Genomic DNA, 14,827 nt, shown 5'->3' on the forward strand with positions numbered 1-14,827 from the left:
TCAATCAACAAGCCTGGTACTTGCATCATCGCCAGGTGGTTCAAGTCTTCGTCAGTCCTTCGCGGCGCCGTAGTCGTCGACGACCGCCACGGAGAGCGGGAACACCACCGGGAAGTCGCGGAACAGCAGTCGCCCGGCATCGGCAGCGGCGGCCCGGATCTGCTCGGCCACCCACTCGGCGTGCTCGGCCGGGGTGTGCACCACGATCTCGTCGTGCACGAAGAACACCAGGTGCGGGCCGTCCGTCACCGGCCCCGGGAAGCGCTCGGCGAGCCGCGAGCGCAACGACCCCATCCACGCGAGCGCCCACTCGGCAGCGGTGCCCTGCACGATGAAGTTCCGGGTGAACCGCCCCCAGCTCCGTGCCCGCGACTCCACCGCCCGCTGCATCGCCGGCGTCCCCTCGACCGTGTAGGCCTGGTTCCGCGCCGCGAACCACGAGGCGTCCGGCACCGGTGACGTCCGGCCGAGCAAGGTCGTCACGGGTTCGCCCCGCTCCCCCGCCCGGGCTGCCCGGCTGACGAGTCCGAGCGCGGCCGGAAACGCCCGCTCGAGCCGCGGGACGAGCCGCCCGCCCTCGCCCTGGGTCGCCCCGTACATCGCGCCGAGCATCGCGCCCTTGGCCTGCTGCCGGGTCTCGACCGCCCCGGAGGCCACGACGCCGTCGTACAGGTCGCGCCCGTCCCCGGCCGCCGCCATCGCCCGGTCGCCGGCCATCGCCGCGAGCACCCGGGGCTCCAGCTGCGCCGCGTCGGCCACCACGAGCTTCCACCCGTCGTCCGCGACCACGGCGGCGCGGATGCCCTTCGGCAGCTGCATCGCTCCCCCGCCGTCGGCCGCCCAGCGCCCGGTGACGACCCCGCCGACCAGGTACTTCGGGTGGAACCGACCGTCGTGCACCCACTCGTCGAGCCAGGTCCAGCCGTTCGCGGTCAGCAACCGCGCGAGCCGCTTGTACTCGAGCAGCGGTTCGATGACCGGGTGCTCGATCTCCTGCAGCTCCCACTTCCGCGTGCTCGTGACCATCAGGCCGGCCCGGCGCAGGGACTTCAGGACGTCGGCGGGCGAGTCCGGGTTGAGCGACGGGTCACCGAGCCGCTCGCGCACGACGGCCGCTATCTCCTCGAGCCGCCGAGGTCGCACGCCGTACGGCACCCGCGGTCCGAGCGCGTCCTCGAGCAGTCGTTCGTGCACGTCGGCGCGCCAGGGCAGCCCGGCGTGGAGCATCTCCGCCGCCACGAGCGCGCCGGCGGACTCCGCCGTCACCAGGAGCCGCAGCGCACCCGGCGCGGTCGACGACGCGACCGCGTCGAGCTGCGCCCGCAGCTCTGCCACCGGGTCCAGCTCGTCGTCGGGAGGCGACACGTCGAAGAGCGCGTCGTCGAAGAGGCGGGCGTGCGTCGGGCGGGTGACCCGCGCCTCCTGGACGGCGGCGTCCCACGCGTCGACGGGCGCGGCGGCGAGCGCGGTGTCCCGTGCCGCGAGGGCCGATCGCAGGATGCGGCGGCACAGGCGCAGGTCGATGCAGCGCCCGACCCGGCCGCCGGCCGCGAGCACGGCCGGGTACCAGCGCGCGGTGTCGTCCCACACCCAGCGCACGTCGGGCGCGTCCCGGGACGCGACGAACGCCGGGAGGCGCGGCTCGTCCACCCGGATCGGCTCGCCGTCTGCGGTCCCCGCGTCGGTCAGGGGCGTCGCGAGGACGCCGCCGTCGACGCGGCGGAGGACGAGGTGCACGGAACGATCATGCCGTGCGCCACCGTCAGTCGAGCTCGACGACCTCCGCGCCGGGCGCGTTCTGCTGCACGGAGGCGATGCCGTTCTTCGCACCCGCCTTCGAGGCGTACCCCTCGGACGTGGCGATGACCTCGCCGTTGCCCGCCTTGAGGTGGAAGCGGTACTCCCCCTTGGCGTCGGTCCAGATCTCGAACTTGCCGGCCATGTCGACTCCTCGCGTCGATCCGATGGTGCCCGTTGTCCGCGGAGCGCGGTCTGCTCCGCACGCTACTGGCCGGGACCGGATCGCGGAAGCCTCAATCCGCGGTGTTCGCGTCCCCGTCACCGCGGGGTCGCTGCGAGGTCCCGCCGCCGGGGCGGACCGCGGCGCTGTCGGAGACGTCGATGCGGACGTCGCCGTCCTCGGCGCGGGACACCTCGATCCGTGGGTCGGCGTCGTGCTCGTCGGAGCCGGACATGCGTCGGAAGGTGTCCTGGCGGCGTTCTTCGAAGGACATGTCGACACCGTCGTCGAGGTGGTCGCGGTCGGGCCTCGTCATGCGTGGGACGGTACGCCCGGGGTGCTGGCACCGGGTCGGGCGGCTCCGGACGATCGCGCTCCGGGCGGTCGCCCCGGGTCGGCGACCCGGATCGTCCCGGTGCGGGCCGTCCAGTGCTCGCCCGACCGCCACCGGGCTGCGACCCCGGCGGCGAGGCGGCCGGAAGGGATCGACCCGCGTGACACCGCCGCGCGGGCGTCGGGCAGCGTCGTGCCGAGGACGAACTTCGCGACACCGCCGTCCCCTTCGGCGGCGTCACCGGACGAGGGCGGTCCCAGTTCGAAGCGACGGGCGAACCGTACGAGGTTCGCGTCCGGGCCGAGCACGTCGGCGAGCCCGGGGTCGAGGATCCACGAGCGGCACTGCCACCAGCCGGCCACGTGCGCCGGTGCCACGGCACGGAGGAGCGCGGGCGCTTCGTCGAACGATCGGTCGCACGCGGGGGCGTCGAGGGGACCCGTCTCGGGGACGTGGACGCCCCAGGCCGCGGAGCCGTCGGCCGTCGTGTCGCCGATCTCGAACTGGAGGCGCCCCACCGTCACCACGCGGGCGGTGAGGATCGCGCAGAACCAGTCCAGACCGGTTCCCCGGAGGCCGTACCGCGCGAGCTTGCGGTCGACGTCCGCGATGCTGTCGGCCGCCTGGTCGGCCGAGGCGCCGTGGGCACGCAGCCAGGCTGCCGTCCGGGGTCGGACGGCGCGGAGGACGTCGACGATCGCGCTGTCGGGCAGGCCGTGGACGGTCGACTCGAGTGCGGCGGCCAGCTCTCCTGGGTCGGGGACGGTTCCGATCGCCGCGGCGAGGAGCTCGGTCCCGTCGTGCACGATCCGGTCGTGGTCGGGCCGGTCGCGGTCGAGCCGGTCGCGGTCGAGCCGGTCGTGGTCGGGCGTCACTTCAGTCCGGACGCGGCCAGGCCGTCGATCACGCGGCGTTGCAGCACGACGAACATGATCAGCACCGGCGCCATGGCCATGAGGCTCGCGGCCATGAGCACGGGGTAGTCGATCGTGCGGTCGCTGGAGAGGGTCGCGAGGCCTGCGGCGAGCGGCATGTCCTCGGCACGGGTCGACACGACGAGCGGCCAGAGCAGCTCGTTCCACGACCAGAGGACCGTGGTGATCGCCAGCACGCTGATCGACGGTCGGGCCAACGGCAGCATGATGCGCCAGAAGGTCGGGAACGGGTTCGCGCCGTCCATCCGAGCGGCTTCCTCGAGCTCCGGCGGGAGGTTGAGGAACGCGGTCCGCATCAGGAACGTCCCGAAGGCACTGAACAGCCCCGGTGCGACGATGCCCATCAGGGTGTCCAACCATCCGAGCCCCTGCACGATCTGGTACTGGGAGATCAGGTACACCTGCGACGGGACGAGCAGGATCGACAGGACGATGGCGAGCAGGATCGCCCGGCCGCGGAACCGCATGCGGGCGAACGCGTAGCCGGCGAGGGTGCAGAGCACGATCTGCGCGAGCGTCCGGATGATCGTGACCATCACCGACGTCCCGAGCTGGCTCAGGAACGGCAGGCGTTCGAACACCTGCGCGTAGTTCTGCCACTGCAGCTCCCCCGGCCAGAAGGTCGGTGTGACGGACTGCACCTGCGCGTTCGTCGACAGGGACATGATGATCTGCCACAGGAACGGGAACGCCATGACGAACCCGCCGACGCCGAGGACGACGTGGATCCACCAGTGGCTGCCGCCGCGGCGGCCCGGCCGGCGGCCGGTCCTGGTCGGTGTGACGGTGGCGGTCATGCCTGGACCCACTTCCGCTGGAACCGGAACTGCACGAGCGTGACGATGCCGATGAGGACGAAGATCACCATCGCGATCGCCGCCGCGAAGCCCTTGTCGTTGTCGATGAAGCCGGCGCTGTAGAAGTAGAAGACGAGGGACATCGTCTTCGGGATCACCGGGTTGGTGCTGCCGAGGATCGCGTAGAGCAGGTCGAACAGCTGGAAGCTCGAGATGGTCGTGACGATCACCACGAAGAAGATGCTCGGGCTGAGGAGCGGCACCGTCACCGATCGGAACTGCCGCCAGCGAGAGGCGCCGTCGAGCTCGGCTGCCTCGTACAGCTCGGGCGGGATGTCCTTGAGGCCGGCGCCGAGGATGATCATCGAGAACCCGAGCGAGGACCACAGCCCGACGAGGCTCACCGCGACGAGCGCGAAGCCGGGCGTCGAGATCCAGTACGGCCCGTCGATCCCGAACAGCCCGATGAACCAGTTCACGATGCCGTAGTCGCCGTTGAACATGATCCGCCAGACGAGTGCGATCGCGGCGGGCATGGCGACGTAGGGCAGGAAGAAGAGCACACGGTAGAACTGCGCGAACCGCAGGCCCGGGGTGTTGAGCAGACTGGCGAGCCAGACCGCCACGGGGATGCCGAGCAGGACGATCACGGTGTAGATCACCGTGTTGAGCAGCGACTGGTAGAGCTGCGGATCGGAGACCAGCCGGACGTAGTTCGCGATGCCGGAGAAGGTGGCGCCGCCGAACACACCCCAGGTGGTGAAGGAGTACCAGAACGTCTGGATGATCGGCCAGATGTAGAACGTCCCGACGCCGACGAGCAACGGGAGGACGAACAGCCACGGCCAGAACCCGTCGGTCCGGTGCGCCGGAGGTCTGGTCGTGCCGGCGGTCGGACGCCGGGAGCCCGGGGCCCCGGGCCCGGACGCACGCTGCGTCCGGGCCGGGGCGTCCGAGGTCGGGTGTCGCTCGGTGTGGATCGTCACGGTGTGGGGCTCACTGTTCCTTGGTGAGGGCGGCGTCCATCTTCTGCGCGAGCTGCTTCGCCACGTCGTCGACCGGGGTCGATCCGTCGAAGGCACTCGGCAGCAGGTTCGTCTCGAGGGTGTTCCACGCCGCCGTGTTCTTCGAGACCGGGAGCGGCTTGGCGTAGTCCACCGCGTCGAGGAAGACCTGCAGGTCGGCGTCCGGCATCGTCTTCGTGAAGGCGCTCTGCGTGCCCTCGTACGCCGGGATCACCGCACCCATGTCGCCCTGTTGCTGCTGGGCCTGCTTGCTCGCGAGGTAGACCTGGAGCGCCTGTGCGGCGGCCTTGTTCTTCGTGTTCGCGGACACGACGTTGGAGACACCGTGGATGACCGTCGCCTGCTCCTTGCCCTTGGGGAGCGGGTACACGACGACGTCCTTCTCGAGGTCGGTGCCGGTCAACGCGGAGCGGAACCAGCTGCCGCCCTGGTACATGGCGAGCTTGCCCGAGGTGAACCACTGGTCGGCGGTGGTGTCGGTCAGCTGCTTGATCGAGGGCGACGCCCCGGACGCGATGAGGTCGGTCCAGAACTGCAGCCCGGCCTCGGCGGCGGCGGTGTCGTACTCGGACTTCGTGCCGTCCGCGTCGATCACGTTCCCACCGGCCTGGAAGATCGTGTCGTAGTAGGTGGTCTGCCCGTCCATACCGCCGGCCGCGCCGTACGCGCCGTCGGCCGTGAGCTTCTCGGAGAGCTCGGCTCCGGTCTTCTGGAAGTCGTCCCAGGTCCAGTCCTTCGAGGGCATGGCGACCCCGGCCTTCTCGAAGAGCGCCTTGTTCATCCAGACGCCGATGGTGTCGAAGTCCTTGGGGACGCCGTACTGGGTCTTGTCGTACGTGTACAGGTCATTGAGGGCGGACGAGTACTTCGCGGGGTCGATCGCGCCGGCCTCGACCTCGCCGGTGATCGGCGCGAGCTTGCCGTTCGCCGCGTAGAGCTGGAAGTTCGGGCCGTTCATCCAGAACACGTCGGGCAGGGTGTTGCTCGAGCCCTGGGTCTGCAGCTTCGTCCAGTAGCTGGCGAACGGGGTCACGTCCACGTTGACCTTGATGTCCGGGTACTCCTCGTTGAACCCTTCGAGGTTCGCCTTGATCGCCTTGACCTGGTTCTCGTCCCAGACGGCGTACGTCAGGGTCGCCTTGGTGTCCTTGGCGGCCTTCTCGTAGTCGCCGCCGGCGCTGGAGGCGCCGGAGGACGTGCTGCAGCCGGCGAGGAGCACGGCTGCGCCGATCGCGGCGACGGCGCCGAGGAGCGCACGGCGACGGCCGCGGCCCTTGGCAGAGGTGGGTGCGTGCATCGGGTGTCCTTTCGCGAGTCCGTCAGCGGGTGACGGCCGGGGTGGGGTCGGTGAAGTGGGCGATCGTCGCGGCCGCGAGCGGCGGGACGTCGATGGGGACGGATCCGTTCCGGAGCGACCGGGTCGCGAGCGCTCCTGCGGCGACGGCGGCACGGGCCGCGATCGGCGAGAGGGTCGTCGGCTCCCCCAGCGCGACGTGCCGGAGGAACTCGGTCATCGTGAGGAGGTCGGCATCGGCGTGGCCGGCGGCGACCCCGTCGATCGGGTACTCGCGGTCCCCCGCGACGTCCCAGCCGCGACGACGGCTCCAGACCTTCACGACGCCACCGCCGGTGTCGCCGATGTTCTCGAGCCGCCCCTCGGTCCCGATGACCGTGTAGTTGCGCCAGTAGTCCGGCGTGAAGTGGCACTGCTCGTAACTCGCCTGCACACCGTTGTCGAGGGTCATCATCACCATCGACACGTCCTCGACGTCGACGACGGGGTTCAGCCCGGTCTGCTCGAGGGGCGGCCAGTTGTCGAGGGAGAACCAGTCCCCCATGAGCTCGCCGCTGCGGTCGCGACGGTCGGTGACGTCGCCGTAGACCGACAGCGACCCCATGCCGACGACCCGCGCGGTGTCCCCGCCGCCGAGCGCGTGGATGACGTCGAGGTCGTGGCTGGCCTTCTGCAGGAGCAGGGAGTTCACCTTGGTGCGGTCGGCGTGCCAGTCCTTGAAGTAGTAGTCGCCGCCGTTGCCGACGAAGTGCCGGCACCAGACCGCCTTGACCTGGCCGATCTCCCCGCGGTCGACGATCTCGCGCATCAGCCGCACGACCGCGGCGTGACGGAAGTTGTGCCCGACGTACAGCGGCGTGCCGGTCTCCGCAGCGGTGTCGAGGACGGCGTCGGCGTCCTCGACCGTGATGGCCATGGGCTTCTCGAGGTAGACCGCGATGCCGGCGCGGAGCAGGTCGATCGCGATCGCGGCGTGCGTCCAGTCGGGGGTCGTGACGATCGCCGCGTCGACGACCCCCACGAGTCCCCCGTGGTGCTCGACGACGAGGGCGTCCGGGTACTCGGCCCGGGCCCGCTCGCGCCCCTGCTCGGTGACCTCGGCGACGGCGACGACCCGCGCCTCCAGGTCGGGAGCGGCGGCAGCCGCCTCGGCCACGTGGCGGGCGATCGCCGCACGCTGCCCCATGCCGACGATGCCGACCCGTAGTGGTCGTGCTGTGAACGCGTCACCCATGCTCATCTCGCTCCCTTGCGTGATTGTGACGCCCATGATGCCGAATCGATCATGAATGCACAATAGGCGCTCAACGAACGCTCATGGGGAGGGTGTGGATGGTTTTACACGATCGAAACGTCGTGCACAGACCTACGCCGGGGAGTCCCCCGGAGGACTCGTCCGCTCAGTCGGCGACGACGAGCTCCACACCGGCACTGGCGAGCTCCGCGGCGAACGCGGACGGGACGGGCTGGTCGGTGACGAGTGCGTCGATCCGGTCGAGCGGACAGATCCGCGCGAAGGTCGCCCGTTCGATCTTGGTCGAGTCGGCGACCACGATCACCCGGCGCCCGACGGACGCGAAGTGCCGGCTGACCTCCGCCTCGCCCTCGTGCATGGTCGTGGCGCCGTACTGGCCGCTCAGCCCGTCGACACCGAGCACGACGACGTCGAGCGCGAACTCGTCCAGGGTGTCCCGGACGAGCGGGCCCACGAGCTCGTAGGACTGCCGCCGCGCGACGCCGCCCGTGACCACGATCTTGACGTTGGCGCGGACCGACAGCTCGTACCCGATGTTCAACGCGTTGGTGACGATCGTCACCCCGTACTCGCCGTCCGCCCGGGTGAAGCGCTCGCTCTTGCCGAGCTCACGGGCGACCTCGGTCGTCGTCGTCCCCCCGTTCAGCCCGACGGTGTCGCCGGGCTGCACCAGCCGCGAGGCGGCGCGGGCGATCGCGGTCTTCGCCTCGGCCTGACGGGCGATCTTGTACTGCAGTGGCAGTTCGTAGCCTGCCCCGAGCGCCGCGGCACCGCCGTGGGTGCGCGTGACCAGGCGCTGGTCCGCCAGCGTCGCGAGGTCGCGTCGGGCGGTCGCGGGCGAGATCCCGAGCAGCTCCCCGATCTCGGCGATCGACACGTTGCCGCGTTCGCTCACCAGTTCGAGCAGGGCGTTGAGCCGCTGTTGAGGGGTCATGTCGGCCATCTTATGGCGTCACCGCGCGCAGCCGATGATCGGGAATGACGTTTTGCTCTTCCATCGCGCACGATCGCTCGCTACGCTTCCTCATCATCGATCACCCGGATCGAACCGGACCGGAAGGCACCCATGACCGACACCTTCGTGAGCGCAGAACTGACGTCGCAGCCGGAGACGTGGCGCGCTGCCGCCGCGCTCCTCTCGTCGTTCGAGGCGTCGCTCCCCCAGCCCGGAGAACGCGTGGCCGTGGTCGGCTGCGGGACGAGCTGGTTCATCGCGATGAGCTACGCCGTCGCCCGTGAGCAGGCGGGCCTGGGCGTGACGGACGCCTTCGCCGGCTCGGAGTACCCGATCGGCCGCGACTACGACCGGGTCGTGACGATCAGCCGGTCCGGCACCACGACCGAGATCGTGGACCTGTTGCAGGCCCTGCGCGGTCGACGCACCGTGCTCGTCACCGCGGTCCCGGACAGCCCGGCCGCCGCCGTCGCCGACGTCGTCGTGGCACTGCCCTTCGCCGACGAGCGCTCGGTCGTGCAGACGCGCTTCGCGACGACCACGCTCGCGCTCCTCCGTGCGTCGATCGGTGACGACGTGGACGCCCTCGCAGCGCAGGCCGAGACCGCCCTCGGCCTCCCGATCGACGACCTCCTCGATGCTGAGCAGGTCACCTTCGTGGGCCGCGGTCCGGCGGTCGGCCTCACGTTCGAGGCCGCCCTGAAGACGCGCGAGGCAGCGCAGTTCTGGGCGGAGTCCTACCCCGCCATGGACTACCGGCACGGTCCGATCGCGATCGCCCAGCCCGGCCGACTCGTCTGGTCGCTCGGAACCGCGCCGGAGGGGCTCGCGGACGAGGTCGCTGCGACCGGTGCGCGCTTCGTCCAGCACGACCTCGACCCGATCGCCGGGCTCGTCGTGGTGCACCGGTTCGCGGTCGCCCTCGCCGAGGGACGCGGCCTCGACCCGGACAACCCCCGCTCGCTCACCCGTTCGGTCATCCTCACCTGATGCGCGGTGCAGGCGCGGTGCTCGGGGTCGACGTCGGCGGCACGGGCATCAAGGCCCGACTGACCGGCGCCGACGGACTCGTCCTCGACGAGACCCGCGTCCCGACGCCGCGCGGCGACACCGACGCGACGATGCTCGCCACCGTCGTAGCGGAGCTCGCCGAACGGGCGCTGCGCCGTGGCGACCTCGATGCGGTGGGCCTCGTGACGCCGGGTGTCGTGGACGACGGGGCCGGCACCGTCGTCCTCGCGGTGAACCTCGGGTGGCGGGACGTCCCGGTGCGGGACCGGGTCCGGGCCGAGTTCGCCGCACGGGGGATCGACGTCCCGCTGGCCTTCGGACACGACGTGCGTGCCGGCGCCCTGGCGGAGACCTCCGGCGCGGCACCGGCGCTCACCCGTGGTTCCGTCGCCTTCGTCCCGGTCGGCACCGGACTCGCGAGTGCCCTCGTCGTCGACGGCGTGGTCGTCGCGGGCGGCGGTTGGGCGGGGGAGATCGGACAGGTGCGGATCCCCACCGGGCCGCACGCGGGGCGCCGCGTCGAGGAGATCGCGTCCGCAGGGGGAGTCGCCCGTCGGTCGGGCGCCACCTCGGCACACGAGGCGATGCTCCGCGTCCGCGCCGGGGACCCGGTGGCCACCACGGTCTGGCACGAGTGCATCGACGTGCTCGCGGACGCCCTGGCGTGGACCACGACGGTCGCCGGCTGCCACACGATCATCGTGGGCGGGGGACTGGCCGAGTCCGGCCCGCTGCTGTTCGATCCGCTCCGGACGGCCCTCGTCGAACGGCTCCCGGGGTTGCGCGTCCCGGTCCTCGCCCCGGCACGGCACGGCGATGCGGCCGGTGCCATCGGTGCCGGGCTGTTGGCGCGCACGGCGCTCGACGCCGAGGTGCACGCATGAGCACCCTGGTGCGTGCGCGGCGGATCCTCACCGCGACGCACGACCTCCACGACGGGTGGCTGGCGGTCGACGACGCCGGTACGGTCCTCGAGAGCGGATCCGGGACACCCCCGCGGACCGACACCGCGGTGACGATCGAAGGAACGCTGCTGCCGGGGGCGGTCGACCTGCACGCCCACGGGGCGCTCGGGCACGACTTCGCCACGGCCACGACGGACGGTGCCGCACTCGCTGCGGGCCACCACCGCGCACGCGGGACGACGTCGCTCATCGCGTCCGTCGCGACGGGCCCGGCCGCCGAGACGATCGCAGCACTCGGACGCCTCCGTGTCCTCGTCGCCGAGGGCACGCTCGCCGGGCTCCACCTCGAGGGGCCGTGGCTGTCACCGGCGCGCCGCGGTGCCCACCGGGCGGACCTCCTGCACGCACCGGACCCGGCGGAGCTCGACGACTTCCTCACAGCGGCGGACGGCGCGCTCCGGATCGTCACGCTCGCGCCGGAACTCCCCGGAGCGATCGACGCCGTGGGCCGCCTCGTCGACGCCGGTGTCGTCGTCGCGATCGGTCACACCGATGCCTCCGCCGACGAGACGCGCGCAGCGATCGACGCCGGTGCCACCCTCGTCACGCACCTCTTCAACGGCATGCCCCCACTGCACCACCGCCGGCCGGGCCCGGTCGGCGTCGCCCTGACCGACGACCGCGTCCTGGTCGAGTGCATCGTCGACGGGCACCACCTCGATCCCGCGGCGGTCGAACTCGTGCGGCGAGCCGCGCCGGACCGCCTCGTGCTCGTCTCGGACGCGATGGCCGCCACCGGCTGCGGCGACGGCGAGCACGCGATCGCGGGTTCGGCGGTCTCGGTCCGTGACGGCGTCGCGCTGCTCGCCGACGGATCGTCCCTCGCCGGCAGCACCATCACCGTGCAGGACGCCGCCCGACGCCTCCTCGACGGTGGCACCCCGCTGCCCGAGGTCGTCGCGGCGACGTCGGCGCGACCGGCACGCCTGCTCGGCCTCCCGGCGCCGCTCTCGGTCGGCGCTCCCGCCGACCTGCTCGTGATCGACGAGGGCCCCAGCAGTGCCGCGCGGTCGGAGCCGTGGCGCGTCCTCGACCTGCGGACGACCGCGGCGGTGCTCCGGTGATCCTCATCGTGACGCCCAACCCGGCGGTGGACGTGACCTACCGTGTCGCCCGTCAGCGCGTCGGGACGACGCAGCGCGTCCTGGACGTCGCCCGTCGTCCGGGTGGCAAGGGCCTCAACGTCGGGCGGGTGCTCGACGCGGTCGGGATCCCGTCCCGCGCCGTCCTGCCGCTCGGTGCGGCTGCCGGCCGGTGGATCGCCGACGGCCTCGACGCCCTCGGTCTCGCGCACGTCGACATCGCGGTGACGGGGGAGACCCGCACCACGGTCACCGTCGTCGACGACGTCGAGCACCCGACGATGTTCGGCGAGCCCGGACCCGAGGTGACCACCGATGAGTGGATCGCCGTCACGGACGTGATCGGTCAGCAGCTCGACGGCGACGTCGAGTTCCTCGTCGTCTCGGGTTCCCTGCCGCACCGCGCCGACCCGGGCGTCGTCGCGGACTGGGTGGCCGCCGCTCGGATGCGCGGGGTGCCGAGCCTCGTCGACTGTCCGGGCGGTGCGCTCCTCGCGGCCGCCGACGCCGGGGCGACGATCTGCAAGCCCAACCGCGACGAACTCCTCGAGGCGACCGGCGCCGACGACGAGCGGAGCGGCTCCCTGCAGCTGCTCGACCGTGGCGCGGGCGCCGTCGTGGTGTCCCGTGGCGCGGACGGTCTGGCGGCACACACGCGCACCGGGGTCACCGAGGTGCGCGCCGTCCCGGGAGTCTCCGGCAACCCCACGGGTGCCGGCGACGCGGCCACCGCCGGGCTCCTCGCCGCGCTGTTGCGCGGGTCGTCCGACGGCCCGACGAGTCCGACCACGACCGCGCCGTCCACGCCCCGCGTCGACCACGCCGCGCTCCGATCCGCTGCCGCGTTCGGCGCCGCCGCCGTCCTCCGGCCCGTCGCCGGCGAGGTCGACGTCGACGCCGTCCGCCGGTTCCTCGCGGACGACGACGGTGCCCGGTCCGGCGCACGACCCTCCGACCCGACCTGGAGCCACGCATGATCACCGACCTCGCCCTCACCGGACTGCTCGACGCCGCACGGACCGCACACCGCGGCGTCGGGGCGTTCAACGTGGTGCTGCTGGAACACGCCGAGGCGATCGTCGCCGGCGCCGAGCGAGCGGGGCTCCCCGTGGTCCTGCAGATCAGCGAGAACTGCGTCCGCTACCACGGCGGCCTCGCCCCGATCACGACGGCGACCGCGGCGATCGCGCGGTCCGCGGACGTCGAGGTCCTCGTGCACCTCGACCACATCGAGGACCCCGAGCTCGTGCTCGCCGGCATCGACCTCGGGGTGGACTCGATCATGTACGACGGATCGCACCTCGACTTCGCCACGAACGTGGAGGCCACCCGTCGACTCGCGGTCCGGTGCCACGACGCCGGGGTCGCGATCGAGGCCGAGCTCGGTGAGGTGGGCGGCAAGGACGGCGTGCACGCTCCCGGTGTGCGCACGGATCCGCACGACGCCGCTGCCTTCGTCGCCGACACCGGTGTGGACGCACTGGCGGTCGCCGTCGGGACGTCCCACGCGATGCAGACGCGCGAGGCATCGGTGGACCGGACGCTCGTCGAGCAGCTCCGCGCCACGGTGCCGGTCCCGCTCGTCCTGCACGGCTCCTCGGGGCTGTCGGACGACGAGCTGCGGGCAGCCGTCCGGGCGGGCATGACGAAGATCAACATCTCCACGCACCTGAACGGCCTCTTCACCCGGGCCCTGCGAGCGGTGCTCGACGAAGGTCCGGACGTGGTCGATCCGCGCAAGTACGTCTCCGCGGGACGCGACGCCATCGCCACCGAGACCGCCCGGCTGCTGACGCTGCTGCACGGCTGACCCGCCCGAGGGCGGAGCTCAGCAGAGCGGGACGTTCACCGCGAGCCCGCCCATCGCGGTCTCCTTGTACTTCGTGGACATGTCGGCGCCGGTCTGCCGCATCGTCTCGACGACCTGGTCGAGCGACACGTGGTGCACGCCGTCACCCCGCAGCGCCATCCGCGCCGCGTTGATCGCCTTGTTCGCGGCGATGGCGTTCCGCTCGATGCACGGGATCTGGACGAGCCCGCCGATCGGGTCGCAGGTGAGCCCGAGGTTGTGCTCCATGGCGATCTCGGCGGCGTTCTCGACCTGCTCGGGCGTTCCTCCGAGCACTTCGGCGAGCCCTGCGGCGGCCATCGACGCCGCCGATCCGACCTCGCCCTGGCAGCCGACCTCGGCACCGGAGATCGAGGCGCGCTCCTTGTAGATCGAACCGACGGCGCCCGCGGTCAGCAGGAAGCGCACCACGGTGTCGTCGCGGTTCGCCGTCGTGACCGTCGGCACGTAGGTGAGCGCGTAGTACAGGACGGCGGGGATGATGCCGGCGGCACCGTTCGTCGGAGCGGTGACCACCCGTCCACCGGTGGCGTTCTCCTCGTTGACGGCCATCGCCATGAGGTTCACCCACTCCATCGCGAAGAGCGGGTCGTGCCCGGGGTCGTCGGCGGTGAGCTGCTCGAACCAGTTCGCGGCGCGGCGTCGCACGGTGAGTCCGCCCGGGAGCGTGCCGGAGCGCTCGACGGACCGTTCGACGCAGGACTCCATGACGCCGTGGATGCGGAGGAGGCCGGCGCGGACGTCGTCGGTACTGCGCGTGGCGGTCTCGTTGGCGAGTGCGACCCCGCTGACCGGCAGCCCGGTCGCCGCGCAGGCCGCGAGCAGCTCGGCGCCGCTCGAGAACGGGTACGGCACGGCGTCGTCGACGGGGATCGCGGTCTCGGCGACGTCCCCCTCGGAGTCGTTCGTGACGAAGCCGCCGCCGATCGAGTAGTACGTCTCCTCGGCGATGGTCGCCCCGGACGCGTCGGCGGCGCGGAGGCGCATCGCGTTCGGGTGGCGGGGGAGCATCGTCAGCGGGTGGAGCACGATGTCGGCGAGCCGGAACGGGACGCTCGACCCGCCCTGGAGCCGGAGCACGCCGGTCTCCTCGAGCTCGACGAGCGATCGGGTCATCGCGTCGGGGTCCACGGTCTCGGGGTCGGACCCCATCAGGCCGGCGACGACCGCGCTGAGCGTCCCGTGGCCCTGGCCGGTCGAGGCCAGCGAGCCGTAGAGGTCGACGGCGATCGTCGCGACGGGAGCCTCGGCCACGCGGGCGGCGAAGGCGCGTCCGGCCCGCATCGGTCCGACGGTGTGGGAACTCGACGGACCGATCCCGATGCTGAACAGATCGAAGACGGAGACCGGCACCCCGCCACACTA

At 71.9% G+C, this 14,827-nt stretch carries 15 protein-coding genes; 5 read left to right on the forward strand and 10 right to left on the reverse strand.

Annotated elements, in window-relative coordinates; translation table 11 throughout:
• Nucleotides 1-51: 51 nt before the first annotated feature.
• The 9 genes from BM028_RS06720 to BM028_RS06760 form a co-directional block, all read right to left on the reverse strand.
• On the reverse strand, nucleotides 52-1,737 hold the full coding sequence (locus BM028_RS06720; protein ID WP_092385408.1) for a bifunctional 3'-5' exonuclease/DNA polymerase: 1,686 nt from the start codon (nucleotides 1,735-1,737) through the stop codon (nucleotides 52-54).
• Between the two features lie 25 nt (nucleotides 1,738-1,762).
• A complete protein-coding gene (locus BM028_RS06725) occupies nucleotides 1,763-1,942 on the reverse strand; it encodes a YegP family protein (protein WP_070417598.1) in 180 nt (59 codons plus the stop codon).
• A gap of 91 nt (nucleotides 1,943-2,033) precedes the next feature.
• Nucleotides 2,034-2,276, reverse strand: coding sequence for a hypothetical protein (locus tag BM028_RS06730; protein WP_092385410.1), 243 nt, complete (start codon nucleotides 2,274-2,276; stop codon nucleotides 2,034-2,036).
• Entirely contained in the window at nucleotides 2,273-3,169 is an 897-nt protein-coding gene (locus BM028_RS06735) for a hypothetical protein (protein ID WP_092385412.1), read from the reverse strand. The genes BM028_RS06730 and BM028_RS06735 overlap by 4 nt, the downstream gene beginning before the upstream one ends.
• On the reverse strand, nucleotides 3,166-4,026 hold the full coding sequence (locus BM028_RS06740; protein ID WP_254789438.1) for a carbohydrate ABC transporter permease: 861 nt from the start codon (nucleotides 4,024-4,026) through the stop codon (nucleotides 3,166-3,168). The genes BM028_RS06735 and BM028_RS06740 overlap by 4 nt, the downstream gene beginning before the upstream one ends.
• On the reverse strand, nucleotides 4,023-5,012 hold the full coding sequence (locus tag BM028_RS06745; RefSeq protein WP_071295637.1) for a carbohydrate ABC transporter permease: 990 nt from the start codon (nucleotides 5,010-5,012) through the stop codon (nucleotides 4,023-4,025). The genes BM028_RS06740 and BM028_RS06745 overlap by 4 nt, the downstream gene beginning before the upstream one ends.
• Nucleotides 5,013-5,022: 10 nt before the next feature.
• Nucleotides 5,023-6,348, reverse strand: coding sequence for an ABC transporter substrate-binding protein (locus BM028_RS06750; RefSeq protein ID WP_092385414.1), 1,326 nt, complete (start codon nucleotides 6,346-6,348; stop codon nucleotides 5,023-5,025).
• A 22-nt stretch (nucleotides 6,349-6,370) separates the two neighbouring features.
• Nucleotides 6,371-7,585: a Gfo/Idh/MocA family protein gene (locus tag BM028_RS06755; protein ID WP_254789441.1), complete on the reverse strand. Its 1,215-nt coding sequence runs from the start codon at nucleotides 7,583-7,585 to the stop codon at nucleotides 6,371-6,373.
• A 160-nt stretch (nucleotides 7,586-7,745) separates the two neighbouring features.
• Nucleotides 7,746-8,534, reverse strand: coding sequence for a DeoR/GlpR family DNA-binding transcription regulator (locus tag BM028_RS06760; RefSeq protein WP_070419335.1), 789 nt, complete (start codon nucleotides 8,532-8,534; stop codon nucleotides 7,746-7,748).
• 132 nt (nucleotides 8,535-8,666) lie between these two features.
• Here BM028_RS06760 and BM028_RS06765 point away from each other — a divergent pair, with 132 nt between their 5' ends.
• From BM028_RS06765 to BM028_RS06785, 5 genes are read left to right on the forward strand one after another with little or no spacing between them, the layout of a single operon-like run.
• Entirely contained in the window at nucleotides 8,667-9,545 is an 879-nt protein-coding gene (locus tag BM028_RS06765; RefSeq protein ID WP_070417591.1) for an SIS domain-containing protein, read from the forward strand.
• The gene (locus BM028_RS06770; protein WP_092385418.1) at nucleotides 9,545-10,450 is read left to right on the forward strand and encodes an ROK family protein; all 906 of its coding nucleotides are present in this window, start codon (nucleotides 9,545-9,547) and stop codon (nucleotides 10,448-10,450) included. Before BM028_RS06765 ends, BM028_RS06770 begins: the two co-directional genes overlap by 1 nt.
• The gene (nagA, locus tag BM028_RS06775; protein ID WP_092385420.1) at nucleotides 10,447-11,595 is read left to right on the forward strand and encodes an N-acetylglucosamine-6-phosphate deacetylase; all 1,149 of its coding nucleotides are present in this window, start codon (nucleotides 10,447-10,449) and stop codon (nucleotides 11,593-11,595) included. Before BM028_RS06770 ends, nagA begins: the two co-directional genes overlap by 4 nt.
• Nucleotides 11,592-12,590: a 1-phosphofructokinase family hexose kinase gene (locus BM028_RS06780; RefSeq protein ID WP_092385812.1), complete on the forward strand. Its 999-nt coding sequence runs from the start codon at nucleotides 11,592-11,594 to the stop codon at nucleotides 12,588-12,590. Before nagA ends, BM028_RS06780 begins: the two co-directional genes overlap by 4 nt.
• Nucleotides 12,587-13,423 carry a class II fructose-bisphosphate aldolase gene (locus tag BM028_RS06785; protein ID WP_092385422.1) on the forward strand — a complete coding sequence of 279 codons (837 nt, stop codon included), beginning with the start codon at nucleotides 12,587-12,589 and terminating at the stop codon, nucleotides 13,421-13,423. The genes BM028_RS06780 and BM028_RS06785 overlap by 4 nt, the downstream gene beginning before the upstream one ends.
• Nucleotides 13,424-13,441: 18 nt before the next feature.
• Here BM028_RS06785 and BM028_RS06790 read toward each other — a convergent pair whose 3' ends face one another.
• Nucleotides 13,442-14,815, reverse strand: a complete 1,374-nt coding sequence (locus BM028_RS06790; protein WP_092385424.1) for an L-serine ammonia-lyase — start codon at nucleotides 14,813-14,815, stop codon at nucleotides 13,442-13,444.
• Between the last annotated feature and the right edge of the window lie 12 nt (nucleotides 14,816-14,827).

The sequence above is a fragment of the Curtobacterium sp. YR515 genome (assembly GCF_900113095.1).
Taxonomy (GTDB): domain Bacteria; phylum Actinomycetota; class Actinomycetes; order Actinomycetales; family Microbacteriaceae; genus Curtobacterium.

Excerpts from the sequence above, each read along its gene's own strand:
- BM028_RS06725 (WP_070417598.1), bottom strand. The coding sequence starts at position 1,942 with ATGGCCGGCAAGTTCGAGATCTGGACCGACGCCAAGGGGGAGTACCGC.
- BM028_RS06730 (WP_092385410.1), bottom strand. The coding sequence starts at position 2,276 with ATGACGAGGCCCGACCGCGACCACCTCGACGACGGTGTCGACATGTCC.
- BM028_RS06740 (WP_254789438.1), bottom strand. The coding sequence starts at position 4,026 with ATGACCGCCACCGTCACACCGACCAGGACCGGCCGCCGGCCGGGCCGC.
- BM028_RS06750 (WP_092385414.1), bottom strand. The coding sequence starts at position 6,348 with ATGCACGCACCCACCTCTGCCAAGGGCCGCGGCCGTCGCCGTGCGCTC.
- BM028_RS06755 (WP_254789441.1), bottom strand. The coding sequence starts at position 7,585 with ATGAGCATGGGTGACGCGTTCACAGCACGACCACTACGGGTCGGCATC.
- BM028_RS06760 (WP_070419335.1), bottom strand. The coding sequence starts at position 8,534 with ATGACCCCTCAACAGCGGCTCAACGCCCTGCTCGAACTGGTGAGCGAA.
- BM028_RS06765 (WP_070417591.1), top strand. The coding sequence starts at position 8,667 with ATGACCGACACCTTCGTGAGCGCAGAACTGACGTCGCAGCCGGAGACG.
- BM028_RS06770 (WP_092385418.1), top strand. The coding sequence starts at position 9,545 with ATGCGCGGTGCAGGCGCGGTGCTCGGGGTCGACGTCGGCGGCACGGGC.
- nagA (WP_092385420.1), top strand. The coding sequence starts at position 10,447 with ATGAGCACCCTGGTGCGTGCGCGGCGGATCCTCACCGCGACGCACGAC.
- BM028_RS06785 (WP_092385422.1), top strand. The coding sequence starts at position 12,587 with ATGATCACCGACCTCGCCCTCACCGGACTGCTCGACGCCGCACGGACC.